We start from the raw sequence: 26,702 nt of genomic DNA, 5'->3' as shown, positions 1-26,702 counted from the left end.
CCTTGTCTGGAAACTACATTTCAACCGGAGCTTCTAATCCTAATAAACGTAATCCTTCTTTCAAAACTTCCGTTACTGCATAGACAAGCGCTAACCGTGCCTGCTGTTCTGGATTGTCTTCAAGGATTTTTACCTCTGCATAATATTTATTGAAGGCTTGTGCTAAGTCAATAATATATTTAGCCACCTGGGATGGGTCGAAGTTGATGCAGGCTCTTTTAATGGCTGGCGAAAATTCCATTAAGAGGCTGGTTACCTTCCACTCCTTCTCCCAAGTATTTTCGTAGGATAAGGCACCCAACTCCGCATTTACATTCGCCTTTCGTAAAATAGAACATGCCCTTGCATAAGTATATTGCACATAAGGGCCTGTTTCTCCTTCAAAACGAAGCATTTCCTCTAACGAAAATTCAATATCGTTCATTCGATTGTTCTTTAAGTCATGAAAAATTACCGCTCCAACGCCTACTTGTTTGGCCACATTATCTTTGTCTGGAAGGTTAGGATTCTTCTCTTCAATATTATGCCTAGCCATCGCAATCGATTCATTTAAAACTTCCTCTAATAAGACAACCTTGCCTTTGCGTGTGGACATTTTCTTTCCATCTTTTAGCATCAATCCGAATGGAATATGATGCATTTGTTTTGACCAATCGTAGCCCATCTTTGCTAACACAGCCATTAACTGTTTGAAGTGGAGGCTTTGTTCATGACCAACCACATATAGGGATTGGACAAATTGGTATTCCTCCTGGCGATAAAGAGCCGCTGCTAAATCTCGGGTCGCATACAGCGTTGCCCCATCAGATTTTTTGATCAGGCATGGCGGCAGCTGTTCTTCGGTGAGCTCGACCACCTGTGCCTGCTCGGATTCGACCAATAGCTGTTTTTCTTCAAGAAGCTTGACGACACGGTCCATTTTGTCATTATAAAAGGCTTCGCCGGCAAAAGAGTCAAATTCAACATTCATTAACTGGTATATTCGCGAAAACTCTTTTAATGACTCATCACGAAACCATTTCCAGAGTTTTAATGCTTGTTCGTCTCCTTCTTCTAGCCTTTTAAACCAGCTGCGCCCTTGGTCTTCAAGGCTTGGATTCGTCTCCGCTTCTTTGTGAAATTTTATATACAGGGTTAATAGCTCTTTAATCGGATTCTGCTTGACCTTTTCGGCATCTCCCCATAATTGATAGGCAGTGATCAGCTTCCCGAACTGTGTCCCCCAGTCACCGAGATGATTGATTTTAATCGGCTTGTAACCACATTTCTCGACAATTAATGCGAGCGAGTTGCCAATCACCGTTGAGCGCAAATGCCCCATTGAAAAGGGTTTAGCAATATTAGGGGAGGACATGTCCATGGTGACAGCACCGCCATTCCCAAACGTAAGCGCACCATACTTCCCTTTTTGCGAGATGATTTCATTCACTACTTTTTCAGAAGCCGTCTTTTTGTTTAGGAAGAAATTAAGATAGGCTCCAACCACTTCTACTTTTTCAAAAATGGGAGAGTTAATCTTCTTACTTAACTCCTCAGCAATTAGATTGGGGGATTTTCTCTTTAGCTTCGCTAGTGTAAAACAAGGAAAGGCTAAATCACCGAGCTCCTGATTCTTAGGTTTTTCAATCATCAGTTCCAGATTTGTTTGTGAAATCTCTTGGTCCAGTAATTCATGTAAAATGGCAGCAAGCTCCTGCTTAAAATTCATCTTTAATACCTCCTTTTATCTCTAAAAAAAAAAACAAAAAACTCCCGTCTCTATTAAAAGAGACGAGAGTTCATAATCCCGCGGTACCACTCTAATTGTCCAAAAGAACCAGCTTTCCTTTGTAACGGAGGATCCTCCGGCATACCCTACTCAAGTTCAGGTACACATCTCAAAAGTGCGCTTCATTATCTGTTCTGTTTCAGGCTCCCACCACCCCTGAATCGCTGGTACATCATAGATAACTACTCTCTTTATCATTGATTTTATCCAAATTTATTACTCGTATTATACTGGATTAAAATGGATTTTTCCAGTGATTGTTGATTATTTTTTACATTCAGGTAATCCTACAACTAAAGGAGGGATTTTTATGGCGAGAAGAAGAAATAAAATCCTTGTCCCCGAGGCGCGCAATGGCCTGGATGCGTTGAAAGCAAAGGTCGCGAATACCGGGAACCCTGAGGATGCAAAATTTGAAGCAGCAGAAGAAGTGGGTGTTCCATTGAACAAGGGATATAACGGACAGCTTACATCTGAGCAAGCCGGAAAGGTAGGCGGCAGGCTGGGCGGCAGCATGGTCCGCGAGTTGGTCAAAATGGCACAAGAAAACTTAGCGAAGAAAAAGTAATGCGCGGGGCCTAATTTGTTAGGTCTCCTTTAATTTTTAGGCTGTGTTACAGGTCATTGTTAATTTTTATAGCCAAGTTGGTTGGAGCGGAAATCAATAGCCAAGTTTAAAAAAGTAATTTTTTTAAAAAAAGTTTGACAATTTTGTGACAATTGATAGAATATTCTTACAAGGGAGTTGATAGTGATGCAGGAAAAACACTTAAAGAGTATTTTTACATTTAAGAAAACAGCTATCTTTGGAAGCAGTCTAGGGCTCATTCTTATTTTGTTAGGTCAATTTGTAAACGGTTACAATACGACTTATTTCTTAACTGCACTAGGATTTGGAATACTTGCCGGTTCCGTCGTTAATTACCTTTTTGGAACATTTTTAAGTTTAATGGAAGAACTCACTGGAAGCCGTAATAAGAAGTGGCCGAAAATTTCCACTGCTTCAAAAAATATTTATCTTTTAAAATAAGAAATCGGAGCGCCACCTAGTGACGCACCGATTAGTTAAAAGACTTGTATTGAGGTACACACAAGTCTTTTTCTATGTGGACAAGCCTTTTACTAAAAATACTTTCATGATTTCCGCGATTTGTTCCGAGCTCAGCGGCTGATGATTTCTTTCCCAGTCTGAAACTAAGGCAATATACATTTTTAAAAGAAGAAAGCTGGTAATTTCGGTGTCGTTCGGTGGGATTGCCCCTTTCGTGATAGCCGTGTCAATCTTCTGCTTCAAATAGGCAATGATTTCATCCTCAACGTGCTGCAGCATTTCCGAAACCGCTAGAGTCCCCATTTCCGCTTCCTCTTGGACCAGTTTAATCATCAGTTGGTGCTGAGCGCGAAACTCTAATAAACGATAAAGCGCCCGATGCACGTTTTCTGTGAAGGGTGACTCTGGTTTGATGACGGATTCTGCCTCAGCAATCATTTCTCTGACCAAAGTGGAAATAATCTCTTCGAATAATTCTTCTTTATTTTTAAAAAAGGTATAAATCGTCCCTTTGCCAACATTGGCCAGCTTTGCGACTTGATCCATCGTTGTTGCTTTATAGCCAAATAATGAAAAAGACTTTGTTGCCGCTTCTACAATCATCTTTCTTCTATCTGTTGCCATGTCCACACCCCTACTGACCATTTCAGTTTTTCAGTCATTTACTTAAATATACCATAAGATAGGTTCCGTTTCCAAATAGGTCAAAAGAAAAGCCGAGTTCCGGATTAGATAAGAACTCGACTTTTGATTTAGGAACCTGTGGAGCGATAATGTTTTACACCAAACTGCCAGACAAGGAGACACGGGAGGATAAACAAGCTGCCAGCTGCCGGGATCAGCATATATAGGAGGTCGTTCCCACTGTTCTTTCCAAGAATATAAAGAAGCGGCAAGTAATTCACGGTTCCAAACGGGATCAAAAAGGTAAAAAAACGGGCTACCCACTTTTGATAAATATTTAATGGGTATTGCGCCATTTCTCTCCCGCCATCGGTAAATATATTAACCACCTCAAGACCTTCAATCGTCCAAAAACACAGGGTGGCCGCCAAGATGTAGATGCCTGTAAAAATAAGTACACCGCTAGCGATCATCAACAAGAGGGTGGCTGCTTTTACTACACTCCATTCAATGTTGAGATTGGTCAGTGCCCAGACTAAAACAATTGCACTTTGAAGGAGCCGGCCAAATCTCGTAAACTCGAATTTGGACCCGAGTACTTGAATAAACGTACTGCGAGGGCGAACGAGTAATCGATCAAATTCACCATTCCGAACCAAGTTGGAAAAAGCATCAAAACCGCGGGCAAAGCATTCACTCAGCGCAAACGCCATATGAATGATGCCGAAGCAAAGTGCTACTTCAAAGAATTGCCATCCTTTTATTTGGCCAAACCGTTCGAATAGAAAGTAAAGACCTGCAAAGATCGAAAAAGGAATAAAAAATTGGCCCAGCGATAATAGCCAAAACGATGTCCGGTATTGCATTTGTGATTTAAAGAGAATCAATAAGTATTTAAAATATATTCTCATTTTTGGTTAACCTCCTTGGACGACAGCTTTCTTCAATACTCCATTTAGTGCTGTCCTCCCTAGCCAGACAAGACCCGCAAGATAAATCAATTGGATGATGATACCGATGATGGCGTCATGCGGTGGGATATGTCCTGAGTAAACCCTGAACGGGAAATCCGCCGTCCAGCGAAACGGCAGGACATTAGCTATTTTTTGAAGCCAAGCTGGCATAAGCGGTACAGGAATGATTAATCCTGCAAAAAATTCGCCGAGGACACCAAATATTAATAGCGATCCCATCGGGGACAAGGTCACAAATACGGATATATATAAGAACATCGAGATCGCTACTAAGAGAAGCAGGCCTAACAGTAAGGCGCTTAAGAATAATAAAAAGGCTGTTGGGCTGGGTGGAAGAGTCATGTTGTACGGCCTTGGCAAGAAGAATGAAACAATTAGAATGGGAAAGCAGCGCAAGAAGGCACTGGACAGCCGCTGCGCCAAGAGCTTGGCATACCAATAACCAAAGAGCTCACATGGCCGGCATAGTTCGTAAGCAAGATTGCCACTTGTTATCAGATCAAATAGCTCGTTATCGCGAAACCAGATGGTAACGAACACAAGAAAGGCCTGTTGAAGCCAGATGTAGGTAATTAATTCTTTTAAGGAAATAGGAGGAGTTTTCGTTGCAAATTCGTAAAATGCCTCAAATACCATAATCGTTATAAAACCCCAGAAAAATTGAGTAACTACCCCTGCCAATGCAGCAGTCCGATACTGCATTCCAATGTTTAACCGCAGCTTCAAAACAGATAGATACACCCTCATATTTTGTACTCCTTATAAAGCTGGAGAATCGTTTCCTCAATCGGTTGGGATTCAATCGAAATATCAATCAACTCAAGCTTATCGGACAACTGAGTAATGATTTCCGAAGTGTTAACCTGCTCCGTATCAATGCTGAGGATGAACCGTTCCGGCGATCTCGAAAGCACGGTGGCATGTGTGACTTTGATTGGGTTTTCATTTTTGCGGAAATCAGCGGTGATCGTTTTTTGGGAACCAAATTTTCTTCTTAATTCCTCTAAACCGCCGTCGTACAATAAGCTGCCTTTTCCAATTAATAGAACCCTGTCAGCTAACGCTTCGATATCATTCATATCGTGCGTGGTCAGGATGACGGTGACATCCTTTTCTTTGTTGATTGTTTTGATGAATTGGCGGACAGCTATTTTAGAAGCAGCATCAAGGCCGATGGTTGGTTCGTCTAAAAATAGGATTTTTGGATTATGTAGGAGAGAAGCTGCTATTTCACAGCGCATCCGCTGCCCTAAGCTTAATTGTCGGACGGGTGAATTGATTATGTTTTGCAGTTCTAGCGTTTCGATGAGTAGTTTAATCGTAGTTTGATATTCTTGCTGGGGAACCTTGTAGATGTCTTTTAAAAGATCGAAGGAATCGATTACAGGAACATCCCACCATAGCTGTGAGCGCTGACCGAAAACAACTCCGATATTTTGGACATAATGCACCCGGTCTTTCCACGGTGTGTAACCCATGATCTTGCAATTCCCGGTGTCAGGCACCAGGATCCCGCTCATTATTTTTATCGTCGTCGATTTCCCCGCCCCATTCGGGCCAATATAACCGACAATTTCTCCTGGATTAATCGAAAAAGAGAGATCCTTCAGAGCGTCAACGACCGTATGTTGTCGATAAAAAAGGGACTTCGCTGCCTGCCGTAAGCCAGTCTGGCGCTGGGCCACCTTAAAAGATTTGCTTATCTCTTGTAGATGAATCAACCGTTATCCCCTCCAAATCTATTCTGAGTCACAGAGGAAAATAATAACATTTTATATTTATTGTTGTCAATAATTTTCTGAATAATAAAATAACTATTCTTTATAATGTTAACAAAATATACACTCATTTAGACCTATAAATTTTATAAAATGAACTTGGGAATCTATAAAGTTAGAAAGGAAGTGGCAGATGCTATTTAAATCCCGCACCAAATCAGATGAATTAAAGATTCTGTCTTACTTAAACACGCGTATGAATTTACCCGAGAATGACAAGAAGTACTTTTTAAACCTTAAAAAGGGGTTTGAAGGGGAAGTGATGTTTGACTTGTTAACCGAAAAACTCCAGTGTGATTGTTTAATACTGAATGATTTGTTGCTTAAGGTTAACAATACCACGTTCCAAATAGATACATTGATAATCAAGGACTCTCTTCACGTTTTTGATGTAAAAAATTATAAGGGCGATTATTATTATGAAGCAGACAATTTCTACCCGAAGTCTGGTACTGAAATTCTCAATCCACTGGACCAACTAAAACGATGTGAATCCCTCCTCCGCCAATTGCTCCAAAAAAAAGGGTTCAACTTTCCCACTGAATCACGGGTGGTTTTTATCAATCCCGAATTCACTCTATATCAAGCACCTAAAAACAAACCTATTATTTACCCAACACAACTTAATAGTTTTTTGAAAAATTTTGATAGCACTCATTCAAAATTGAATAGTAAACACAAAAAGCTGGCAGAATTATTAGTTTCACTGCATATTAGTAAGTCTTCATTTACTCAGGTGCCGCCTTACAATTATGATCAATTAAAAAAGGGGAACACTTGTAAAGTTTGCAACTCATTTTTCATAACTGCGGAAGGAAAGAAATTAGTGTGTGGTGATTGTGGATGCCAAGAAGGTTTGGAATCAGCCGTATTAAGGATTGTAAAGGAATTAAAGCTTCTTTTTCCAATGAAGAAAATTACGACTAATCTTGTTTACGAATGGTGTAACGTAAATGAATCTAGAACGAAGATCAGCAGGATTTTAAATAAAAGTTTTGCTGCTAAAGGGTATGGTCAATGGACTTATTACGAGTAAAGTATATTAATTAAATTTAAGCGTAAAATAATCGCAATCTTTCAGCCAGGTGGAGAATATTTTACGCCTTTTCATTGATCAAAGATTTTGGTTGAATTGGCCGAATAGTATCCTTTTCCTATTTGTATTTTATGGTCAATAACTCTATTGGATTCTTTTTCCCTTCTTCCCACCGATTTTTGTCGCCAATAGCCTCTATTGGATTCTTTTTTCCTTTCTCCTCACCGATCTTTGTAGCCAATAGCCTCTATTGGATTCTTTTTTCCCTTCTTCTCATCGATTTTTGTCGCCAAAGGCCTTTATTGGATTCTTTTTTCCCTTCCCCTCACCGATTTTTGTAGCCAATAGCCTTTATTGGATTCTTTTTTCCCTTCCCCTCACCGATTTTTGTCGCCAATCCATGTCCTCATCCCTTCTCTGTTTACCTAACACGAGGCTCTTCATAGAATCATGAACAATCTCATACTAAAAAGCATGAAATTTCCCACTACCGAACATAGGTCTTTTTCCCTTATGATAACAATACAATAAAAATATTATTTATATGTCTTCCGAAAGGGATTGAAGCAAATTGAAAATAATTATAATTATGGTAATTGTCCTCGTCATGATTGGTCTTGTTCTTTTTTTCAAAATGAAGGGAAGAAAGGGTCCAATCAAAAGGGGCGGTTTCGGTATTATCTCTCCTGTTTTATTTGTATTGGTCATGTTTTCGTTTAGTATCAGTCAGTTGCTGCACATTCCAGGTGAGCCCTTTCATCTGCCCGCCTATTGGGAAATGCTGATTGCTGGTCTACTCGGCACATTGTTTGGAGCGATTATGCTAACTCAAACATCATATGAGATTCGCGAAGATGGATTGATTTATTCAAAGCCAAATAAAACGTTTAAGTATGTAATCATCGCCATCATTGTCATTCGCATCGCGTTAAGTCAGTATTTCAAAAGTATGGATTACATCGAGTTTACAGTGCTAACGATGACAATTGCTTTTCTATATATCTGCGTTTGGCGAATTGGAAGCTATATTAAATTTCGCAAATTACATGCAGGCAATCGACCAGCGGAAAATAGATGATTATAATATAAAAGCTCTTCTTTCTACTTTTTTACAGAGAGAGGGGCTTTTTTTTGTACGAGCACTTCATTATCGGTTAAGTGGGTTACATGCCTTACAGATTTGAGGTATTATTCATAGTAGATGTTTTTGTGCGGAAAGTTTATCAGTCCGCAGGGAAGGATAAATGTGGAAACATATCATTTATGATTTTGGAGGAAGTTTCTTGATTACTCTAATCAAACCACTGTTAGTTAACATCACGATCTTATTATCTTTTACATTTAATGCCAACTTATTTTTTCCCTTTCAAACGAAAGTTCCTAATGCTTTAAAACAAAAAGTGATTTATGGTTTGATTGGTTCCTTAGGAACGCTTTTTTGTATGTTTTATCCGATTGAAACCTTGGGGGCAACCCATTTTGATTTAAGGATGTGCTCCATTCTGATCCTCACTCTGTATGGGGGTTGGTTACCCGGGGGCATCGTTTTAGTAAGTGCATGCCTTGTCCGCTATTTTATCGGTGGAAAATTCCTAGCGATCGGCATCTTGGTATCCATTGTCGCCTTCTTATGTGCCCTTGCTTTTCGGAGATTTTTTCATAAATCACCTTCTAAGCTTGTGGCAGGAACAATGGTCGTTGTTTGCTATCTTATTATTTATATTACGATTCTATATTTTAGAATCAATTTTTTAAGTCTATCTTTTTATTTGATTTACTTTATTGCCTTATATATTACGGTTATGGCCCTGATCTTTGTGATTGAAAACTTGATAAAAATTAATAAGCAATTTGAGGAAATGGTTTATGTTGATAAATTGACGATGGTGGGCCAACTTACCGCCTCAATTGCGCATGAAATTAGAAACCCTCTCGCAACCATTAGAGGATTTATCCAATTTATAAGTAGAGATACGAACGATGAGCAATTAAAAAAATTTTCGCCTCTAATTATGGAAGAACTAGATCGGACCAACAGTATAATTACAAACTATTTGAAAGTTGCCAAGCCTGAACCTTTTCAGTTGGCAATTATCCCCATCAATGATGTGATGAGTGACTGCGTTCAATTAATGAGGCCTCTTGCCTCCTATTCAAATGTCATCATCGACTATGAAAATATTGAACCATTTTATGTAAATGGAGATGAGGCCCATTTAAAGCAAGCGATCATGAATGTGATCAAAAATGGGATAGAATCGATATCCAATCGGGGAAGAATTAAGATTGAGTTACATGCTAACCACTTCAAAAATACTGTTGAAATCCGAATCAAAGACAACGGAAGCGGAATGACACCAGAACAGTTAAAGCAGATTGGATTGCCCTTTTATACCACAAAAACGAAAGGGACCGGATTAGGGAGCATGGTTACCAACAAAATCATCCGGGAATTGAACGGGGCAATTGAGTATGGAAGTGAAACTAATAAAGGTACCACTGTGAAAATTGTTCTCCCTTTAAGAAATGAATAACATATGAGCCAAAGTAAAAAGACACCGTTCATAACAAATGAACGGTGTCTAAAGATTCCTGTTATTTATGAACAACTAAATGCGCAAAATGAAAATGGTCGAAGGCGTGTAATCCATCTTCTCTTCCCTTAAAATACATATCCTCGATATTAGCAGGAGAAAGATTTTCATAGAGTAACATATTACAATCCTGCAGCTCCCTATCGAGTTCAAATGGGTCAAAGCCCGTAACCATTGGTTCACCTGTATGTGCAGTAATTTGTCGCTTTTGGGTTAGATTCTTAGAGGCAATACTGTCATCAAAAGCAGTATCATCGAGGTAGTCAAAGATGAATGAGCTTCCGTTTACAGACATTTCCGAAACAGAAGATAGAAGTTGATAGAAATCCTTTTTATCTAGGTACATTACAACGCCCAACAAACTAAAGTAAGTATATTTTTGTTCATCATAGCCGCTTTTCTTCAATCCATCATGAAGGGAGTCATTTTTAAAATCTACCGGAACAAACCTTATATTTTTGGGGATTTCAATGCCTAATTCCTCTAGCCGATTTATTTTAAAAGCTTGAGTTGCAGGGTGATCGACTTCGTAAATAACAAAGTCTTCCGGCAGCCTATCTTGCCTTAAAGCAAAGGTATCGAAACCTGCACCGAGGATGACATATTGTTTAAAACCACGCTGGATTGCTGCCTTGAGTCCATCTTCTGTATACCTTGCCCGACTGACTAATTGTGGAATGGTCTGGTTGCTCATCACCCAGTGCAGTTTATCATCAAACGTTTCCAATGTTTCGCTTTTTTCCTGATCAAAGAAGGCAATCGCGTTAGCCCAATTAGTGGCGATTAACTGTTTTTCTTCTTCTTTTAAAAGCGAATGTGCGACAAAATCATTGAAAATCGGCTCTCTGCTGGCGGATGAATGATATCCTCTTGCAAAAGAACTAACTAACGCAGTTAAACTTTCCTTCCTAGTTTCCAAATAAGTTCCCCCTTCAAAATTCTTTTTAAAACAGAAAAACTCCTGGCAGTGTCTGCTAGGAGTTTATTTTATGATAGATATATGTATGTGTCAATAAATAAATATTTTATCATACTTCTAATAAAAAGTCAATAAATTTTTATTTCATTAATAAAAAAAATAAAAAAAGAACAGTGTTAGGCACCGTTCGTTTTACAAAACTTAGTTTTCAGCATTCAATCGTTGATATTGCTCCACTATCCCTTTAAACAAAATAGATGTTGAATCAAGCTCGGTGTACTTCTCAATCGCCGCTTCTAAGCTTTGTTCACGGATGGTCGATTGGACTTGTACTGCTTCCTCATCACTTTGAACATCGTAAAGAAGTGCCGCTGCAATTCCCTTCAGAAGAAATATCGGTTCTGTCGCGAACACTTCTGCATATTGTCTAGCAGGGCTAACGAGACGATCATTGGGCCCTAGCTTGCGAATTGGCGAACGTCCTACTCGTGTGACTTCATCTACAATATAATCATTTGAGAAGCGCCCAATAATCTTTTGAATGTATGTGTGATGATCTTCTTCGTTAAAACCGTATTTCTTTACTAAAAACGCTCCGCTCTCTTTTAGCGCACCTTCCACTAACTCTTTGATTTGCGTATTTGCCATCGCACTATTAATCGTTTCCACGCCAAAATGATAGCCAAAGTAAGCAGCTAGGGCATGACCTGTATTCACGGTGAAAAGCTTGCGTTCAATAAAGGGAACTAATTCCTGAACATACGTTATTCCGTTAACAGGCGGCTTCTCGCCAATAATTTTTGGCTCTTCGACCACCCACTCATAAAAGGGCTCAACCTTAACCATTAGCCTATCTTCATTAACTTGATTCGGAACAATTCGGTCAACAGCAGAATCAGGGAATCCAAAGCATATATCAAATAGAGAAATTTCATCGGCTGATAACGTTTCATAAATCTTTTCTTTTAAAAACGACGTGCCGCCAATCATGTTTTCACAAGCGATAATATTAAGCGGCTTATCGGTTCGTTCCAACCGCTTCCGTAGACCATCTGCCAACAAATTCGCTATAAACGGTAAAATGTTTGGTCCGATTGCCGTCGTTACAAGATCTGCTTCCGCAATTGCCTCGATGACTAGTTCAGGGTTAAGCGCACTATTTATCGCCCTTACGTTTTTGATCACAACTTCCTCTTGCGACGGTTCCGCAAGAACCACACGGTATTCGTTCTTTTCATTAAGTAAGTCGACAATTTCACGATTTACATCAACAAAGCACGTTTCATAGCCTGAATGATATAATAGATTTCCAATAAAGCCACGGCCAATATTTCCGGCGCCAAAGTGAATAGCGAGCATATTAATTCACCTCTTCAAAAATCGATAAAATCTCTTCGGCGGATTTTGCAGCAACTAGTTTTTCGATATTCTCTTCTTCCGAGCAAACAATCGCTATACTAGATAAAATATCAAGATGTTCATTGTTCTTACCGGCAATTCCAATTAACAGCTTAACGATATTTCCATTTCCAAAGTCAACACCTTGCGGAACCTGAATGAAAGAAATACCTGATTCCTTCACAAATGACTTCGAATCTTCGGTGCCATGGGGAATGGCGACAAAATTCCCCATATACGTAGAAGTTAGCGCTTCTCTTTCAAGCATTTTTTCAATATAGTCTGCAGCTACATACCCTTTTTCCACAAGAATGCTTCCAGTTAATCTAATCGCTTGTTCCTTTGACCCAACCGATACATTTAATAGTATATTTTCTTTTGCTAAGATTGCTTTTGACATATTTAAACACTCCTTATATTGTTTAATTTCTCCGTCATAAATTGATCAAATCTTGCTGTTAAATAGGCTAGTATTTCTTCCTGTTGATCCGATTGAAACAAGGAAATACTTTCTTCACTCTCAATTAACAACGAGCTCAGGTAACTCAAGACTTCTAATGAGCTCTCAGCTGTTTCCTGGGGTGATAGCATTAATAAAATTGACTTTATTTCCATTACCTTTTGATCCATTCCAACAACTTCAATCGGTTTTTGAGTCAAATAGATTGTGAAGGTTGGTGTCATTACATGCGGTGACCGTGCATGGAATAATGCCATTGATGTATCTGGAATACCTAAGCCCCCGAGTTTTTCTCTCTCGAGGATTGCATCAACAACCGCTTCAATATTATTAATCTTTTGGTTAGCAAATAATTCTTTGCTAGCTAGTTTTATAATCTCAGCATCAGTTTCACTATCATTTATTTTCTTTAATTCAAATCCTTCCAAGATTGCCGCGATCGTCTGGGCATACCCTTGAATGCTTTGCATCTCTTCGATTAACACATTTGCCTTTTTCTTACTTAAATTATCAATAGAAGGGATCGAAAAATTCTGTTCTGATCCATTAATAATAATCTGTTTATTAATAAAAGAGCGGATCTTTTCAATTTCATCTTTATTTAAGATCGGGCTTACTAAGATATAATCCAAATGATAATCAGGAATCGGGATCGTCGAGATAATTAATTGATAGTTATCCGTTTTCATTTTTTTGAATTCCATGACCGAAACATTTTCAATTAGCTTAAGCTCTGAGAACTCCTGCTGTAATCTCGTCGCCAGCATCTTTGAGGTGCCAATGCCGCTTGAACAAATAACCAGTGTTTTTAATTGAACAATCTCCTTGTTGGCTAAGATCGCCGCACCAAAGTGCATGACGAGATAACCAATCTCCTCATCAGGAACATAAAACTCGTGAAACACTTGTTCAACCGCTTGTTTGATAATAGAAAATAACTCCGCATAATCCCGCTTTATTTTATCTAATAATGGATTACTTATCCCCATCTTTTGTTTAATTCGATAGAGGGCTGGTTTCAAATGAACAACCAATCCTTCAAATAGCGAACGATTACCTGTTAGCTCTATCCCTACACGTTTCCCAACCATTTCAATTAAATTCCTTGTTTTAATGGCTACCTGTAAACTCGAATCCTCGATTAAATATTCATTATCATGTCTGAGCTTAGCACCCTTTAAGTGCATAGTAATATACGCCACTTCTGCCTCTGGAATTTTAATTTGAAACACTTGCTCCAATTGGGCCACAATTTTTTCAGCATATTTATATTCCTTAGATGATTGTTGATTCTCCAGATAGGACTGGTTTCTCTTAATCCCTTCACCTTTTTGGATCCGTTCTACCGCTAAGGCCAAATGAACGACCAAACCGATATAGGCACTATCAGCCATTTTAAAAGGTAAATCCTGAATAGTCGATTCAACAATTTTTTCAACGGTGAGCAGCTTTTTCTTTTCTACCAGTCCAAGAAGCCTCTCAGAAATCGTATTGATTTGCTGATTGGACCGCTTTTGAATATTTTCTCTTGCTAGTGAAAGGATTTCTGACTCATCGAGATACTCAGTAATCAGATTACTCATCGCTCTTCTTTTCGCACCTTCGTGGCCTTCAATCTCAACCCCATAACCTCTTCTGCGAATCAGCGCTAATCCAAACGTTTGTAACCTCTCTTCTAATTTCGTTAAATCAGCACTTATCGTAGCTATAGTCACATTTAAATCATTGGCTAGACCTAAAAGCTTTACCGGTCCATTCGATTCCAATAATGCACACAAAATTATCGTTTGTCTTTCATCTGGTGTATATTCTGTATGAAAAAGATTAAATAAAAATAATTCAAGCTCGCTTATTTTATCTTTGCTTCCCCTAATTTGAACGCCCACACCTGACTTTTTTTGCAAGGAAAGTTCATAATCTTTTAAAATATCTTCTATATTCTTTAAATCGCGATGAACGGTTCTGCCGCTCACCCCAATTTGATCTGCGAGTTCTTTCACGGTCATCTCGTCTGTTTCAGTTAACAAGATTTCAAGAATTTGTCTTTCTCTTACGGAAATATACATGATCTCACTCCGTGTAAAGTATTTTAATCCTCGTCCCCCAATCATAGGTTGTTGCCAAAATTATAATTAATACTCACAATTTAATATTAATCCGACAATAACCTTTATACAACAAGAGGATAATCCAAGTTAGTCATATGGATTGTTGACAAAATTTAAAAGCGGAAGTGCCCGTTTATCTTTAAACAAACAAAAACCTAGCACTTCGGCTAGGCATTTGTCGTGTTATTTCTTTAAAGCTTCAGCTAATTCATCATACCGTGGACTATTTAAGAAATTTTCTACTGAAATATGGTTTGCATTTGGAAGCTTCGCTTTTGCACGATCCGTTAAATCCTTATGGGTTACGACTACATCTGCATCACTTGGTAAATTATTAATCGCTGTATTTATTACAGTGACATCGATACCGGCTTTCTTCATTTTGTTCCTTAAAATAGATGCACCCATCGCACTTGATCCCATTCCAGCATCACAAGCAAAGACAACTTTATTAACTGATTCTGAATTAATAGGTTTTTGACTAGCTAGCACTGAAGAAACAGCGCTTTTCTTGCCTTTTATTTCTTCCATCTTTGCTGTTGCAGATGTTAAATCCTCATCAGTTGCCTTACTAGTTTTCAAGATTAATGCTGCAACCGCGAAGGAAACGGCTGTTGCTACTAACACACCTGCTAATACTCCGAAGTAATTTCCTCTCGGTGTCATCGCCATAAGAGCGAAGATACTACCTGGTGACGGGGCTGCTACAAGACCCGCATTGAAAATGTTAAATGTAAATACTCCACTTACACCTCCAGCCATAGCAGCTAGAAGAAGCATCGGCTTCATTAAAATGTATGGGAAGTAAATTTCATGAATACCACCTAAGAAGTGGATGATTACCGCACCTGGAGCTGTTTGTTTCGCTGAGCCTTTACCAAAGATCATAAAGGCTAATAGGATCCCTAAGCCCGGGCCAGGGTTTGATTCTAGTAAGAAAAGAATAGATTTTCCTGCTTTAGTAGCTTGTTCAATCCCTAATGGGCTTAAAATACCATGGTTAATTGCATTATTTAAAAATAGTACTTTTGCTGGTTCAATAAAGATGTTTGCTAATGGTAACATGTTATGTTCGACAATAAATTGAACACCTGAAGCTAAAACCTTACTCAATGCTTCAACAACTGGTCCAACACCTTTGTATGCCACTAATGTTAAAAGGCCACCTAGAATACCAGCAGAGAAGTTATTTACTAACATTTCAAAACCTGATTTGATTTTTCCATGAAGCAGCTGATCAAATTTCTTAATTAGGTATCCCCCGATCGGCCCCATAATCATGGCTCCTAGGAACATTGGGATATCCGTACCAACGATGACCCCCATTGTTGCAGTCGCACCAACGACTCCACCACGGATGTCATAAACCATTTTACCACCGGTGAAACCAATTAATAGTGGCAGTAAGAACGTGATCATTGGCCCTACTAATTTTGCCAAATCTTCATTTGGCAACCAACCAGTTGGAATAAATAACGCAGTGATTAGCCCCCAAGCAATAAAGGCACCTATATTCGGCATGACCATACCACTTAAATAACTACCGAACTTTTGTATTTTAACTTTAACATCTGATTTATCGTTAACTTTTTCATTCATTATCTTTTGTCCCCCTCTTTATCTAATATTGTTGAACTTTCTATCTTAAGAATAAAGCGTTTACAGGAACATTTCTATTTTTACAAAAATACAATTTGTCATTGTGATTGTTGACAACATTGATAATCCTTTAAAAAACAAAAAAAATCGAAGTAGAACCAGGGCCAGATGCCTGATCTCTCTTCGATTTTGAAATACTTATTTACGATTACTCAACCGTTACTGATTTAGCTAGATTACGCGGTTTATCAACGTCGCAATCACGGTGCAGAGCTGCGTAATAAGCAATTAATTGCATAGGTATGACAGAGATAAGTGGTGTTAATAATTCATGTACTTCCGGAATGACGAAGCTATCTTCGTCCATTTCTAATCCCTTCATTGAAATGATACAAGTGTTTGCTCCACGAGCAGCAACCTCTTTCACATTTCCACGGATACTTAAGTTTACACTTCCTTGGGTTGCAAGTGCGAATACTGGCGTTCCTTCTTCAATTAATGCAATGGTGCCGTGCTTTAATTCCCCACCAGCAAAACCTTCTGCTTGAATGTAAGAAATTTCCTTCAGCTTCAAGGCACCTTCTAAGACTACATAATAGTCGACACCACGGCCAATAAAGAAAGCATTACGTGTAACTGATAAAAATTCTCTTGAAATGTGCTCAATTAATTCTTTTGAGTCACAAAGAACTTCCATCGCGTTCGCAATAATTCCAAGTTCATGGACTAAATCAAAATCAACACTGATTTTTTGGCTCTTTGCTGTAACTTCAGCTAAAATGGCTAACACAGCAAGTTGTGCTGTATATGCTTTGGAAGAAGCAACAGCAATTTCAGGACCAGCATGCAGCAAAAGTGTATAATCTGCTTCACGAGAAAGTGTTGAACCCGGAACATTGGTGATCGTTAACGTTGGATAACCCATTTCTTTTACTTTTACGAGAACCGCACGACTGTCAGCCGTTTCCCCACTTTGAGAAATGAAAATGAACAACGGATTCTTTGTTAGAAGCGGCATATTGTAGACAAATTCACTAGCAATATGAACTTCCACAGGAACTTTTGCAATCGTTTCAATGAACTGCTTTCCAACAAGACCGGCATGATAAGAAGTTCCAGCTGCAATAATATAGACACGATCAGAAGCATTCATCGCAGAAATGATTTCAGGGTCAATTGTTAATTCCCCTTGTTCATTTTGATAGGTTTGGATAATCTTCCGTAATACAAGCGGCTGTTCATCGATTTCTTTTAACATATAGTAAGGATATGTGCCCTTTTCGATGTCACTTGCATCAAGTTCCGCTGTATATGGCTTCCGGGTAATGATTTCCCCGTTAAGATTTTGAATAATGACTTCATCCTTTGAAACAAGGACGATTTCTTTGTCCATTAATTCTAGGTACTGATTCGTTACTTGAAGCATAGCCATTGCATCACTTGCAACAACATTAAAGTCGCTGCCTAATCCAACTAAAAGGGGGCTTTTGTTTTTCGCAACATAAATGGTTTCATTGTCTTGTGCATCTAATAAGGCAAGAGCATATGACCCATGTAATAAACTTAGTGTTTTACGGAATGCTTCTAAAACCACTAATCCTTCATTGACAAACAACTCAATCATCTGAACAATGACTTCAGTGTCAGTTTCACTGGTGAATTTGACATCTGCTAAATATTCACGCTTTAAAAGGTCATAGTTCTCGATTACCCCATTATGAACAAGTGTGAACCGGCCTGACGTACTTTGATGTGGATGGGAATTTATCTTGCTTGGTACTCCGTGTGTCGCCCAACGCGTATGACCAATCCCGATGTTAGCTAAGACGCCCATATCAACAATGCTACGTAAATCAGCAATCCGGCCTTTTTCTTTAAAAACATGAACCCCATTTTCATTCTTAACAGCGATTCCGGCAGAATCATAGCCTCTATATTCAAGCTTTTCTAAGCCTTTTAATAAGATTTCTTTTGTATCATTATTTCCAATATATCCAACAATTCCACACATTTTCTATTCCTCCCTGATATAGGGGGCAAGAATGCTTTGGAGGCTTATGCTTGCCCCCTTATCTCTGTTTTTTTAGGTATCTGTCTATACCTGTTGAAACATTACTAATTAGTATGTGCATTTTCGTCTCTTTGTGCACAGAGTTGCCTCTGTGTTTTAAAGAAGAAATTTTCGGTTGTGCACGTTCAACCGGGAGGTATCCGCCGAACATTCGATAAACCTCCTCCTCGTCAACTAACCCAACCACATTGGGTAGTTCAGGCGCTTTTTTAAAAAAAGTAACTCTCTCTTCAGCCCACCTTTCTAGATAAAATTGGTAAAAAAGTGCTTTATGAAACAAAGCAACTTTATACTACACGATTAGGTATGTTACGTCAACTAATACCTGGAATATATATATTACTAAACAATACATAATAAAATATGCATAAAGGAAGCAGATCGTTCCTTTATGCATATATATGGGTTTTATTCTTCCTTTAATTCCATTTCTTCTTTGACAACTGCTACAATCCTGTTCACATAAGATTCACAAAGCTCTTCTGTCGGTGCCTCTGCCATGACGCGAACAAGCGGTTCCGTTCCTGATGGTCGGACAAGAATTCTTCCGTTTCCTGCCATTTTAGCTTCAACTTGCTCAATAACCTCTTTTACCTTTGCATTATCGGTTACATGATGTTTATCGGTTACTCTCACATTGACAAGCTTTTGCGGGAATTTTTTCATTTCACCAGCCAACTCAGAAAGAGGCTTCCCAGTTGCCTTCATAATATTGACTAATTGCAGGCCTGATAATAAACCGTCACCTGTGGTGTTATAGTCTAAGAAAATAATATGGCCTGATTGTTCGCCGCCCAGATTAAACCCATTTTTCTTCATTTCTTCAACAACATAACGGTCACCTACCGCTGTCGGTACACTATGGATCCCATGTGCCTCAAGTGCTTTATAGAAGCCGAGATTACTCATAACGGTTGACACGATCGTCCCATGCTTTAAGCGGCCTTGCTCTTTCATATATTTGCCGCAAATGTACATGATTTGGTCCCCATCAACAATTGTTCCATTTTCATCAATCGCAATCAAACGGTCGCCATCACCGTCAAAGGAGAGACCTACATCGGCACCTTTTTCTTTGACTAAGGCTGCTAGTGCTTCAGGATGAGTTGAGCCCACTCCTGCATTGATATTTAAGCCATTGGGAGAGGCGCCCATTGTTGATAGGTCCGCATCTAAATCGGCAAATAAGTGTGCCGCTAGAGACGACGTTGCCCCGTGTGCACAATCTAAGGCAATATGGATTCCTGTAAAATCTTCATCCACACTATTTTTCAAATATTGGAGATACTTCTGACCGCCCTCGAAATAATCCATGACTTGACCAAGTTCCGAACCCACTGGTCGAGGCAGTTGATCTTCTGGTAAATCGATGAGCGTCTCGATTTCTAATTCCTGCTCATCGGAAAGCTTAAAGCCATCGGGACCAAAAAATTTAATGCCGTTATCAGCCACTGGATTATGAGAAGCAGAAATCATGACCCCTGCTTGGGCACCTAAAGCTTTGGTTAAATATGAAACACCTGGAGTAGATATAACTCCTAAACGCATAACTTCGGCTCCAATGGATAATAACCCAGCCACAAGGGCTCCTTCTAACATATGGCCAGATATACGCGTATCCCGTCCGATGAGTACTTTGGGACGATCTTTATCCTTTGTTAAAACATATCCGCCATAACGGCCTAATTTAAAGGCCAACTCAGGTGTTAATTCGCTATTTGCTACTCCACGTACCCCGTCGGTCCCGAAATATTTTCCCATTTTAAAAATCTCTCCTTCAACTTGTGTATTGCTAGATATTAGGCATTATTTTTTTCGATCGTAATTTTCGCTGATGATTTAGTAGGTTTCCACTTTACAGCCGAAGGTCCTTCCACGTGAATGTCCACTATATGATCCCCTTCTACAAGGCCAGACAAATCAATAAAGACTTTGAAGTCCTCAGGCCTAATGCTGCTAACTGCCGAAGAGGGACCATTAATAAGTATATTTATCATTTGATTTCCTGGATCGTTAATCGTGGCCTTATATTCTTCGGATAATCCTTGAATGTTTAACGGTACATCCGAAACTGTTTTTTCTTCTTGTTTTTTGACCACAACGGTTGCTTTTACGATTTGCGGGGTAACCTTTGTAATTCCATTAGAAATAATGACAGGCAATGTAAGGGTGGTGTTATCGGTAATTTTACTGAGATCAACCTCAACACGGACATTATCCGTTTTTTTAAGAACATCTTCATCCCCTGTGATTGTTGCCTCTTTTTCATCGATATCAATCGATTCAATCGTCACACCTTCTGGGGCAGTACCATTTCTAACAATTTTTATCGGTACAGTCTTACTGTTGCTTTTTATTGGTATCGTGATTTCTACCGTTTCCGGATCCACCACTACATTCAACTTATTTAGATCTTTATCAAGAACCTGGACATGAGCCTCTTCTGAAATGGTTTCTTTCAGTTGACCTTTTTCCTCAAGGGCAGCCTTTACATACGTAATCCGATCGATGACACTTTTGGCACCTGTAATCTTCACTTTATTTGGCTCGACAACGGGTTGTCCTGCAGAATAACCCGCTTCTATTTGACTCGCATTAAATTCTGCCTCAACTTTAAATTCCTTTGTGATTTTTTCCTGAACAGATACAGTTACACTAGCTGGTTTCACAGTCGCACTCAATTTATCCGACAGGTCTCTTACTTTTAATTTTACTTTCTGTTTCCCAATTTTGGCTTTTGATAAATCTACGTAAACCTCAAAATTTTTCAACGCTTTGGCAGACTGAATGTGCGTTATAGGTCCTTTTAAAGTGATATCAACCGTGGCTGGAATTCCTGACACCACTAGATTTTCCGTATCATAATAAACCTTTACAGGAATATTGGTAATGGTTTCTGTTGATTGCTCTCCTGGCACATTCACATCCGTTATTTTTTTACCTGTATGTGGTACAGAAGAATATAAAAGTACCGCTAACAACAAGGCAAGAATTTTAATAAACCAAGGATTATCCATCAATTTATCCATTATTTTTCCCCCTCCAGTTCCAACGAGCTGAAGAAGCTTGTTTTGTTTTCAAATGAATGAACAATTCACTCGTAAGTAATTCTTTCAGTTGCTCTGTATTAATCGCTCGGTGAAGCTCCCCGTTCTTTGTAAGGGAAATATGACCTGTCTCTTCAGAAACGATGACAGTGACACTATCTGTCACTTCACTTATTCCTAATGCAGCCCGATGTCTGGTTCCCAGCTCCTTAGAAATAAATGGGCTTTCGGATAACGGCAGATAGCATGCGGCTGCTGCGACATTATTTTTTTGGATGATTACCGCACCATCATGGAGCGGTGTATTTGGGATAAAAATATTAATCAACAATTCAGAAGAAATATTGGAATTTAGCTGGATCCCCGTTTCTATGTAATCGCCCATTCCCGTTTCTCTCTCGATCGAGATTAACGCCCCAATACGGCGCTTTGCCATATAATCAGTTGCCTTAACAATTGCCTCAACTGTTTTTTCCGGATCTTCATCATCCAGATTACTGCTTCTTGAAAAGAACTTCCCCCTGCCTAATTGCTCAAGGGCTCTTCTAAGTTCTGGCTGAAATATAATAATAATCGCAAGAAACCCGTATGTTATCGCCTGTTCCATCATCCAACTTAATGTTTGGAAGCCTAGAAACTCACTGACAACTCTGACTAGAAGAATAACGAGAATGCCTTTTAGTAATTGAACGGCCTTCGTTCCTCTAATCACATTGATCAGCTTGTAAATGACATACCATACGAGGACAATATCAACAATACTAGCTAAATACTTCCATAGTTCGAAATCAGCAAACGGCATTGTTCTTCCTCCGTAATTTTCTTTAGCACAAATAAATTACAACCTATTTATTATACCATAAATACCACTTGTATCTATTATATGTATCTGGGTAAAAAAACAAATCACCCGGTCAGAGTGATTTGTTTTTTTATTTGGTTTCTGGTTGGTCTTCCAATATTTGAACCACATCTTGTACGGTCTTTTTAATATGATACCAAATCCAATCGAACACTTCATTTACCTCTTCAATCTGCCCTGTTACATGTCCTGCAGAGGCCAAATATTTTTCACCATTGATAACTGTCACATCACCTTGGACTTCACCTTCAATTTCTAATGTCCCATTTCGAACAATGACATCGCCCTTGACCGTCTCACCTTTAGGTACAATAACCGTATTATTTTTAACTATTAAGTTTTTTTGCTTTGATACAGAAAATTCTCGATCTTGATTCCAAGTAGAAAATACGCTTCCCATCATTAATATGAGAAATAAAGAGGCAGCTGCAAGCAAAGGATGGTTTTTCAACCAACGCTGCATCCAAATCTTTCGTTTCTCTTTTGGTAAACGAGACAACACTTTGGCTGTAAAGTCATCCGGTACCTGCATATGTGACACACTCTTTACAAAAGCGATCGTCTTATTTAGCTCATTAAATATAGCCTCGCATTCTTTGCAGTTTTGGAGGTGTTCTCTTAATATTCGTTCTTGATCAGGTGTAATTTCTTCATCTAAGTATTCATGCATTAGTTCGATGATTTGTTCTGGACACATTAACAGTTTCACCTCTTATCACACATATCTTAATTGTTGTCTTAACGCTTCCCGGCCACGGTGAATCCTTGTTTTAACCGTTCCAAGTGGTAAATCAAGAATTTCGCTAATTTCATTTAAGGAAAACTCTTCAATATATTTTAATACGATGGCTGTCCGATATTTATCGGGAAGTTTTAATATCTCTTTCTGGACCGTATCCTGCAGCTCTAAGCTTTCTACTTCTGACTCTGGCAGCGGTGTGTTCGAAGGGATCTGCGAATACATTGTTAATCCTTCTGCCCCTGCAACCTCTGCATCTAAATAATGATCCGGTTTCTTTTTTCGCATTCGGTCAATACACAGATTGGTTGCTATCCGAAAAAGCCAAGTTGAAAATTTCAAGTCTTGATTAAAGGTTTTGATATTCACATAAGCACGAATAAAAGCTTCCTGTGCCATATCCTCAGCTTCATGACGATTTCCAAGCATCCGGAAACATAGTTGATAAATACTGTTTTTATATATTTCAACGATTTCACCAAAGGCATCTTGGTCCCCTTTGATTACTTGTTTTATTCTCTTTTTTACAATTGCATCCATTACGTTACCTCAGCTCCATTGCTGCTATCCGATAATACGAATCGTTAGCAAAAAAGTTTCGTTTTACACGAAAAAACTTCTCAATACCTTTAATATTAACAAAAATATACTAAAAGAGCTTACTAATTAGTTTAAAGATTTTATGAAGGAGATAAATTGACACGGTTTTAATTCTTTGACAAGAAGAAAATAGAAAAAAGCTGCATCACGCTAGAAGAACAGGTTGGCCCGTTTCCTTACGAAATGCAGCTTTACTTATTTATTTATTTATTTATTTATTATAATAATTTTTCTCCGAATAATGAGCCCATCAATTCAACTGCCACTTTAGCAGTTTTATTTTTTTCATCTAAAATGGGATTTACTTCTACAAATTCTGCTGATGTAATGATTTTTGCTTCTTCTAACATCTCCATAGCAAGATGACTTTCCCGGTAGCTGATTCCACCCATAACTGGTGTTCCAACGCCAGGAGCATCATTTGGGTCTAGGCCATCTAAATCAAGTGAAAGGTGGACACCATCTGTCTTTTCTTTCAGGTATGCGATGGTTTCTTCCATTACTTTGGCCATCCCCATCCGGTCAATTTCATGCATTGTGTAAACTTTGATTCCTATTTCCTTTATTAAATCTTTTTCTCCATCATCCAGCGCTCTTGCACCAATAATGACTACATTTTCAGGTTTAACTTTAGGACCATATCCACCTATCTCGGTTAACAAGCTGTGCCCTAACCCGATACTTACGGCTAGTGGCATTCCATGGATATTACCAGTAGGGCTTGTCTCAGCCGTATTTAGATCGCCATGTGCGTCATACCAAATGACACCAAGATTTTTATAATGTTTAGAGACACCTGCTAAAGTACCAATAGCAATACTATGATCCCCGCCAAGGACAAGCGGAAACGCACCTGACTCGACAGCAGCATCTACTTTTTCAGCTAACAAAGCACTTTTCTCAGCAACTAAATCAAGATTCCGCAAATTAGATTCTTTATCCACCACAACTTCAGGTCTGCCAATTGGAATATCACCTAGATCATGTATTTCATCAAATAGTGGCTTAAGTCGTTCAACCATCCCAGCATAACGGATAGCACTTGGCCCCATATCTACCCCTCGTCGCATTTGACCTAAATCCATCGGCATTCCAATAATTGAAAGCTTACTCATATTAATTCCTCCTACCCTTTTATGTATCTATTTTAACCGCTTTCATACCAATGACTCAACTCGACAAAATTATGTATATATATACGATAAAAAACCTTAGACCATTGGTTGGTTTAAGGCAGGGATTTACATTTAAGAAAAAATGTAAGTTCGGTTCCATTTTGACTATCGAATTCAAACTTCGCAGATATGATTGGCGAGAGTTTGATTGTTATTTCATGAATTTTTGTCGCCAATAGCCCTTATTGGCGATACTTTATTGCTTTTTTCATGCATTTTTGCCGCCAATAGCCCTTATTGACGACACTTTATTGCTTTTTTCATCAATTTTTGGTGCCAATCGCCCTTATTGGCGACACTTTGATGCTTATTTCATAAATTTTTGCCGCCAATAGCCCTTATTGGCGACACTTTGATGCTTATTTCATAAATTTTTGCCGCCAATAGCCCTTATTGGCGACACTTTATTGCTTTTTTCATAAATTTTTGCCGCCAATCGCCCCTATTGACGACACTTTGATACTTATTTCATAAATTTTTGCCGCCAATCACGACACTTTTTTCTTTTCCATAAAAAAAGAACCTTGGAGATTTCTCCAAAGTTCCTGGCTGTTACTATATGAGCCATGAAGGACTCGAACCTTCGACCCTCTGATTAAAAGTCAGATGCTCTACCAACTGAGCTAATGGCTCTCTGGCTGGGCTAGCTGGATTTGAACCAACGCATGTCGCAGTCAAAGTGCGATGCCTTACCGCTTGGCTATAGCCCAATAGAGATGTAATATTATCTAGTATGTCCAACTTTTTTAAAAATATTAATGGTGGAGGGGGACGGATTCGAACCGCCGAACCCGGAGGGAGCGGATTTACAGTCCGCCGCGTTTAGCCACTTCGCTACCCCTCCATATTAAAATTTAAAAAAGCAGTGCCGGCGAGAGGACTTGAACCCCCAACCTACTGATTACAAGTCAGTTGCTCTACCAATTGAGCTACCCCGGCATGTAGTTTGAAAAAATATTAAATTTGAACACGATGACTTCGTTGCCGTCATCCTGACCTCAGAAAGCTTATGCAAGCAGCAACTCGGTCAGTATGCTGAAGTTTATTCAAGGAGTTTATTCGGTCGTGCTCTACCAATTGAGCTACCCCGGCATGTAGTTAACATAATTATATTATGGTGGAGGATGACGGGCTCGAACCGCCGACCCTCTGCTTGTAAGGCAGATGCTCTCCCAGCTGAGCTAATCCTCCACAGCAATGAAAGTTATTTTACGCTTGTGCATAAAAAACTTTGGTGACCCCTACGGGACTCGAACCCGTGTTACCTCCGTGAAAGGGAGGTGTCTTAACCGCTTGACCAAGGGGCCATACTATTAAAAAATAGGAAAGCTTCCAAGCGGGCTCGAACCGCTGACCTCTTCCTTACCATGGAAGTGCTCTACCTACTGAGCTATGGAAGCATAGCTATATATAAGTTTACATAAAAATGGCTCCGCAGGTAGGACTCGAACCTACGACCGATCGGTTAACAGCCGATAGCTCTACCACTGAGCTACTGCGGAACAATAATATTTCAGCCTGGCAGCGTCCTACTCTCACAGGGACGCGTGTCCCAACTACCATCGGCGCTGAGAAGCTTAACTTCCGTGTTCGGTATGGGAACGGGTGTGACCTTCTCGCCATTACTGCCAGACTATTTTCAAGACATTATTTATTATAATATCTTTTTGAAATTTTTCAAGAGGAAAATTATTTTTTTCATTCCCTCAAAACTAGATAATGCAGAAGAAGTTTGTAAAAACTGAGTTGCCTTAAAAATTGGTTAAGTCCTCGAACGATTAGTATCAGTCAGCTCCACATGTTACCACGCTTCCACCTCTGACCTATCAACCTGATCATCTTTCAGGGTTCTTACTAGCTTGCGCTATGGGAAATCTCATCTTGAGGGGGGCTTCATGC

The 26,702-nt window shown here is 39.1% G+C and carries 22 protein-coding genes, 8 tRNA genes, 2 rRNA genes and 1 other annotated feature; of the genes, 5 read left to right on the top strand and 27 right to left on the bottom strand.

The features are described 5' to 3' along the window. Positions 1-13: 13 nt before the first annotated feature. On the bottom strand, positions 14-1,708 hold the full coding sequence (gene argS, locus J7E66_RS28155) for an arginine--tRNA ligase (RefSeq protein WP_215006406.1): 1,695 nt from the start codon (positions 1,706-1,708) through the stop codon (positions 14-16). A gap of 55 nt (positions 1,709-1,763) precedes the next feature. After that, positions 1,764-1,975, bottom strand: a binding site (T-box leader). Positions 1,976-2,078: 103 nt separating this feature from the next. Between argS and J7E66_RS28150 the strand changes: the two genes are divergently transcribed. Next, entirely contained in the window at positions 2,079-2,336 is a 258-nt protein-coding gene (locus J7E66_RS28150) for an alpha/beta-type small acid-soluble spore protein (RefSeq protein WP_168241563.1), read from the top strand. A 186-nt stretch (positions 2,337-2,522) separates the two neighbouring features. Then, positions 2,523-2,798 (top strand): hypothetical protein, encoded by a 276-nt coding sequence (locus tag J7E66_RS28145; RefSeq protein ID WP_215006403.1) that lies wholly within the window; start codon positions 2,523-2,525, stop codon positions 2,796-2,798. 72 nt (positions 2,799-2,870) lie between these two features. Here the strand turns inward: J7E66_RS28145 and J7E66_RS28140 are convergent, their stop codons facing one another. The 4 genes from J7E66_RS28140 to J7E66_RS28125 all read right to left on the bottom strand — a co-directional run bounded on the left by J7E66_RS28140 (position 2,871) and on the right by J7E66_RS28125 (position 6,138). Then, positions 2,871-3,443, bottom strand: coding sequence for a TetR/AcrR family transcriptional regulator (locus J7E66_RS28140; protein WP_215006401.1), 573 nt, complete (start codon positions 3,441-3,443; stop codon positions 2,871-2,873). 128 nt (positions 3,444-3,571) lie between these two features. After that, the gene (locus J7E66_RS28135) at positions 3,572-4,354 is read right to left on the bottom strand and encodes an ABC transporter permease (RefSeq protein WP_215006398.1); all 783 of its coding nucleotides are present in this window, start codon (positions 4,352-4,354) and stop codon (positions 3,572-3,574) included. A 6-nt stretch (positions 4,355-4,360) separates the two neighbouring features. After that, a complete protein-coding gene (locus tag J7E66_RS28130; RefSeq protein ID WP_215006395.1) occupies positions 4,361-5,164 on the bottom strand; it encodes an ABC transporter permease in 804 nt (267 codons plus the stop codon). Further along, positions 5,161-6,138, bottom strand: a complete 978-nt coding sequence (locus J7E66_RS28125; protein ID WP_215006392.1) for an ABC transporter ATP-binding protein — start codon at positions 6,136-6,138, stop codon at positions 5,161-5,163. The genes J7E66_RS28130 and J7E66_RS28125 overlap by 4 nt, the downstream gene beginning before the upstream one ends. Positions 6,139-6,328: 190 nt before the next feature. Between J7E66_RS28125 and J7E66_RS28120 the strand changes: the two genes are divergently transcribed. The 3 genes from J7E66_RS28120 (at position 6,329) to J7E66_RS28110 (ending at position 9,765) form a co-directional block, all read left to right on the top strand. Continuing rightward, the gene (locus J7E66_RS28120) at positions 6,329-7,231 is read left to right on the top strand and encodes a nuclease-related domain-containing protein (RefSeq protein WP_215006389.1); all 903 of its coding nucleotides are present in this window, start codon (positions 6,329-6,331) and stop codon (positions 7,229-7,231) included. A 589-nt stretch (positions 7,232-7,820) separates the two neighbouring features. Continuing rightward, on the top strand, positions 7,821-8,309 hold the full coding sequence (locus tag J7E66_RS28115; protein ID WP_215006457.1) for a CcdC protein domain-containing protein: 489 nt from the start codon (positions 7,821-7,823) through the stop codon (positions 8,307-8,309). 205 nt (positions 8,310-8,514) lie between these two features. After that, positions 8,515-9,765, top strand: coding sequence for an ATP-binding protein (locus tag J7E66_RS28110; protein WP_215006386.1), 1,251 nt, complete (start codon positions 8,515-8,517; stop codon positions 9,763-9,765). Positions 9,766-9,826: 61 nt separating this feature from the next. Here J7E66_RS28110 and J7E66_RS28105 read toward each other — a convergent pair whose 3' ends face one another. The 22 genes from J7E66_RS28105 to J7E66_RS28000 form a co-directional block, all read right to left on the bottom strand. Beyond that, positions 9,827-10,744: a class I SAM-dependent methyltransferase gene (locus tag J7E66_RS28105; RefSeq protein WP_215006383.1), complete on the bottom strand. Its 918-nt coding sequence runs from the start codon at positions 10,742-10,744 to the stop codon at positions 9,827-9,829. Positions 10,745-10,945: 201 nt separating this feature from the next. Beyond that, positions 10,946-12,103 carry a mannitol-1-phosphate 5-dehydrogenase gene (locus J7E66_RS28100; protein WP_215006380.1) on the bottom strand — a complete coding sequence of 386 codons (1,158 nt, stop codon included), beginning with the start codon at positions 12,101-12,103 and terminating at the stop codon, positions 10,946-10,948. A gap of 1 nt (position 12,104) precedes the next feature. Next, positions 12,105-12,542 (bottom strand): PTS mannitol transporter subunit IIA, encoded by a 438-nt coding sequence (locus J7E66_RS28095; RefSeq protein ID WP_215006377.1) that lies wholly within the window; start codon positions 12,540-12,542, stop codon positions 12,105-12,107. A 2-nt stretch (positions 12,543-12,544) separates the two neighbouring features. Continuing rightward, positions 12,545-14,668 (bottom strand): BglG family transcription antiterminator, encoded by a 2,124-nt coding sequence (locus tag J7E66_RS28090; protein ID WP_215006375.1) that lies wholly within the window; start codon positions 14,666-14,668, stop codon positions 12,545-12,547. A 225-nt stretch (positions 14,669-14,893) separates the two neighbouring features. Then, positions 14,894-16,309, bottom strand: coding sequence for a PTS mannitol transporter subunit IIBC (locus tag J7E66_RS28085; RefSeq protein WP_215006371.1), 1,416 nt, complete (start codon positions 16,307-16,309; stop codon positions 14,894-14,896). Positions 16,310-16,517: 208 nt separating this feature from the next. Further along, positions 16,518-18,320: a glutamine--fructose-6-phosphate transaminase (isomerizing) gene (gene glmS, locus J7E66_RS28080; protein ID WP_215006368.1), complete on the bottom strand. Its 1,803-nt coding sequence runs from the start codon at positions 18,318-18,320 to the stop codon at positions 16,518-16,520. Between the two features lie 468 nt (positions 18,321-18,788). Then, positions 18,789-20,141 carry a phosphoglucosamine mutase gene (glmM, locus tag J7E66_RS28075; protein ID WP_215006365.1) on the bottom strand — a complete coding sequence of 451 codons (1,353 nt, stop codon included), beginning with the start codon at positions 20,139-20,141 and terminating at the stop codon, positions 18,789-18,791. A gap of 38 nt (positions 20,142-20,179) precedes the next feature. After that, complete coding sequence (locus J7E66_RS28070; protein WP_215006362.1) at positions 20,180-21,409, bottom strand: CdaR family protein; 1,230 nt, start codon at positions 21,407-21,409, stop codon at positions 20,180-20,182. Beyond that, positions 21,402-22,229: a diadenylate cyclase CdaA gene (gene cdaA / locus J7E66_RS28065; RefSeq protein ID WP_168241545.1), complete on the bottom strand. Its 828-nt coding sequence runs from the start codon at positions 22,227-22,229 to the stop codon at positions 21,402-21,404. The genes J7E66_RS28070 and cdaA overlap by 8 nt, the downstream gene beginning before the upstream one ends. Before the next feature lie 130 nt (positions 22,230-22,359). Next, the gene (locus J7E66_RS28060; protein WP_215006359.1) at positions 22,360-22,986 is read right to left on the bottom strand and encodes an anti-sigma factor family protein; all 627 of its coding nucleotides are present in this window, start codon (positions 22,984-22,986) and stop codon (positions 22,360-22,362) included. Between the two features lie 18 nt (positions 22,987-23,004). Next, positions 23,005-23,568, bottom strand: coding sequence for an RNA polymerase sigma factor SigW (gene sigW, locus J7E66_RS28055; protein WP_215006356.1), 564 nt, complete (start codon positions 23,566-23,568; stop codon positions 23,005-23,007). A gap of 278 nt (positions 23,569-23,846) precedes the next feature. After that, positions 23,847-24,743: an arginase gene (rocF, locus tag J7E66_RS28050; protein WP_215006353.1), complete on the bottom strand. Its 897-nt coding sequence runs from the start codon at positions 24,741-24,743 to the stop codon at positions 23,847-23,849. 620 nt (positions 24,744-25,363) lie between these two features. After that, positions 25,364-25,436, bottom strand: a tRNA-Lys gene (locus J7E66_RS28045). Positions 25,437-25,438: 2 nt separating this feature from the next. Continuing rightward, positions 25,439-25,513, bottom strand: a tRNA-Gln gene (locus J7E66_RS28040). A 49-nt stretch (positions 25,514-25,562) separates the two neighbouring features. Continuing rightward, positions 25,563-25,647: transfer RNA gene (locus J7E66_RS28035), tRNA-Tyr, on the bottom strand. A gap of 22 nt (positions 25,648-25,669) precedes the next feature. Further along, a tRNA-Thr gene (locus tag J7E66_RS28030) sits at positions 25,670-25,742 on the bottom strand. Positions 25,743-25,918: 176 nt separating this feature from the next. Then, a tRNA-Val gene (locus J7E66_RS28025) sits at positions 25,919-25,994 on the bottom strand. A gap of 41 nt (positions 25,995-26,035) precedes the next feature. Then, positions 26,036-26,110, bottom strand: a tRNA-Glu gene (locus J7E66_RS28020). A 20-nt stretch (positions 26,111-26,130) separates the two neighbouring features. Continuing rightward, a tRNA-Thr gene (locus J7E66_RS28015) sits at positions 26,131-26,203 on the bottom strand. Positions 26,204-26,230: 27 nt separating this feature from the next. Next, positions 26,231-26,305 (bottom strand) — tRNA-Asn (locus tag J7E66_RS28010). A gap of 14 nt (positions 26,306-26,319) precedes the next feature. Next, positions 26,320-26,436, bottom strand: a 5S ribosomal RNA gene (rrf, locus tag J7E66_RS28005). A 125-nt stretch (positions 26,437-26,561) separates the two neighbouring features. After that, positions 26,562-26,702: ribosomal RNA gene (locus J7E66_RS28000) — 23S ribosomal RNA — on the bottom strand; the annotation flags it as partial.

The sequence above is a fragment of the Bacillus sp. ISL-7 genome (assembly GCF_018613065.1).
This window is presented reverse-complemented; position numbering and strand designations above follow the sequence as displayed.

What these genes read in the sequence shown, in the direction of transcription:
- J7E66_RS28095 (WP_215006377.1), bottom strand. Translation starts at nt 12,542, where the DNA reads ATGTCAAAAGCAATCTTAGCAAAAGAAAATATACTATTAAATGTATCG.
- J7E66_RS28145 (WP_215006403.1), top strand. Translation starts at nt 2,523, where the DNA reads ATGCAGGAAAAACACTTAAAGAGTATTTTTACATTTAAGAAAACAGCT.
- J7E66_RS28150 (WP_168241563.1), top strand. Translation starts at nt 2,079, where the DNA reads ATGGCGAGAAGAAGAAATAAAATCCTTGTCCCCGAGGCGCGCAATGGC.
- J7E66_RS28120 (WP_215006389.1), top strand. Translation starts at nt 6,329, where the DNA reads ATGCTATTTAAATCCCGCACCAAATCAGATGAATTAAAGATTCTGTCT.
- rocF (WP_215006353.1), bottom strand. Translation starts at nt 24,743, where the DNA reads ATGAGTAAGCTTTCAATTATTGGAATGCCGATGGATTTAGGTCAAATG.
- glmM (WP_215006365.1), bottom strand. Translation starts at nt 20,141, where the DNA reads ATGGGAAAATATTTCGGGACCGACGGGGTACGTGGAGTAGCAAATAGC.
- J7E66_RS28090 (WP_215006375.1), bottom strand. Translation starts at nt 14,668, where the DNA reads ATGTATATTTCCGTAAGAGAAAGACAAATTCTTGAAATCTTGTTAACT.
- cdaA (WP_168241545.1), bottom strand. Translation starts at nt 22,229, where the DNA reads ATGCCGTTTGCTGATTTCGAACTATGGAAGTATTTAGCTAGTATTGTT.
- J7E66_RS28135 (WP_215006398.1), bottom strand. Translation starts at nt 4,354, where the DNA reads ATGAGAATATATTTTAAATACTTATTGATTCTCTTTAAATCACAAATG.
- J7E66_RS28130 (WP_215006395.1), bottom strand. Translation starts at nt 5,164, where the DNA reads ATGAGGGTGTATCTATCTGTTTTGAAGCTGCGGTTAAACATTGGAATG.
- J7E66_RS28070 (WP_215006362.1), bottom strand. Translation starts at nt 21,409, where the DNA reads ATGGATAAATTGATGGATAATCCTTGGTTTATTAAAATTCTTGCCTTG.
- J7E66_RS28085 (WP_215006371.1), bottom strand. Translation starts at nt 16,309, where the DNA reads ATGAATGAAAAAGTTAACGATAAATCAGATGTTAAAGTTAAAATACAA.
- J7E66_RS28100 (WP_215006380.1), bottom strand. Translation starts at nt 12,103, where the DNA reads ATGCTCGCTATTCACTTTGGCGCCGGAAATATTGGCCGTGGCTTTATT.
- sigW (WP_215006356.1), bottom strand. Translation starts at nt 23,568, where the DNA reads ATGGATGCAATTGTAAAAAAGAGAATAAAACAAGTAATCAAAGGGGAC.
- J7E66_RS28140 (WP_215006401.1), bottom strand. Translation starts at nt 3,443, where the DNA reads ATGGCAACAGATAGAAGAAAGATGATTGTAGAAGCGGCAACAAAGTCT.
- J7E66_RS28060 (WP_215006359.1), bottom strand. Translation starts at nt 22,986, where the DNA reads ATGTGTCCAGAACAAATCATCGAACTAATGCATGAATACTTAGATGAA.
- J7E66_RS28115 (WP_215006457.1), top strand. Translation starts at nt 7,821, where the DNA reads ATGGTAATTGTCCTCGTCATGATTGGTCTTGTTCTTTTTTTCAAAATG.
- argS (WP_215006406.1), bottom strand. Translation starts at nt 1,708, where the DNA reads ATGAATTTTAAGCAGGAGCTTGCTGCCATTTTACATGAATTACTGGAC.
- glmS (WP_215006368.1), bottom strand. Translation starts at nt 18,320, where the DNA reads ATGTGTGGAATTGTTGGATATATTGGAAATAATGATACAAAAGAAATC.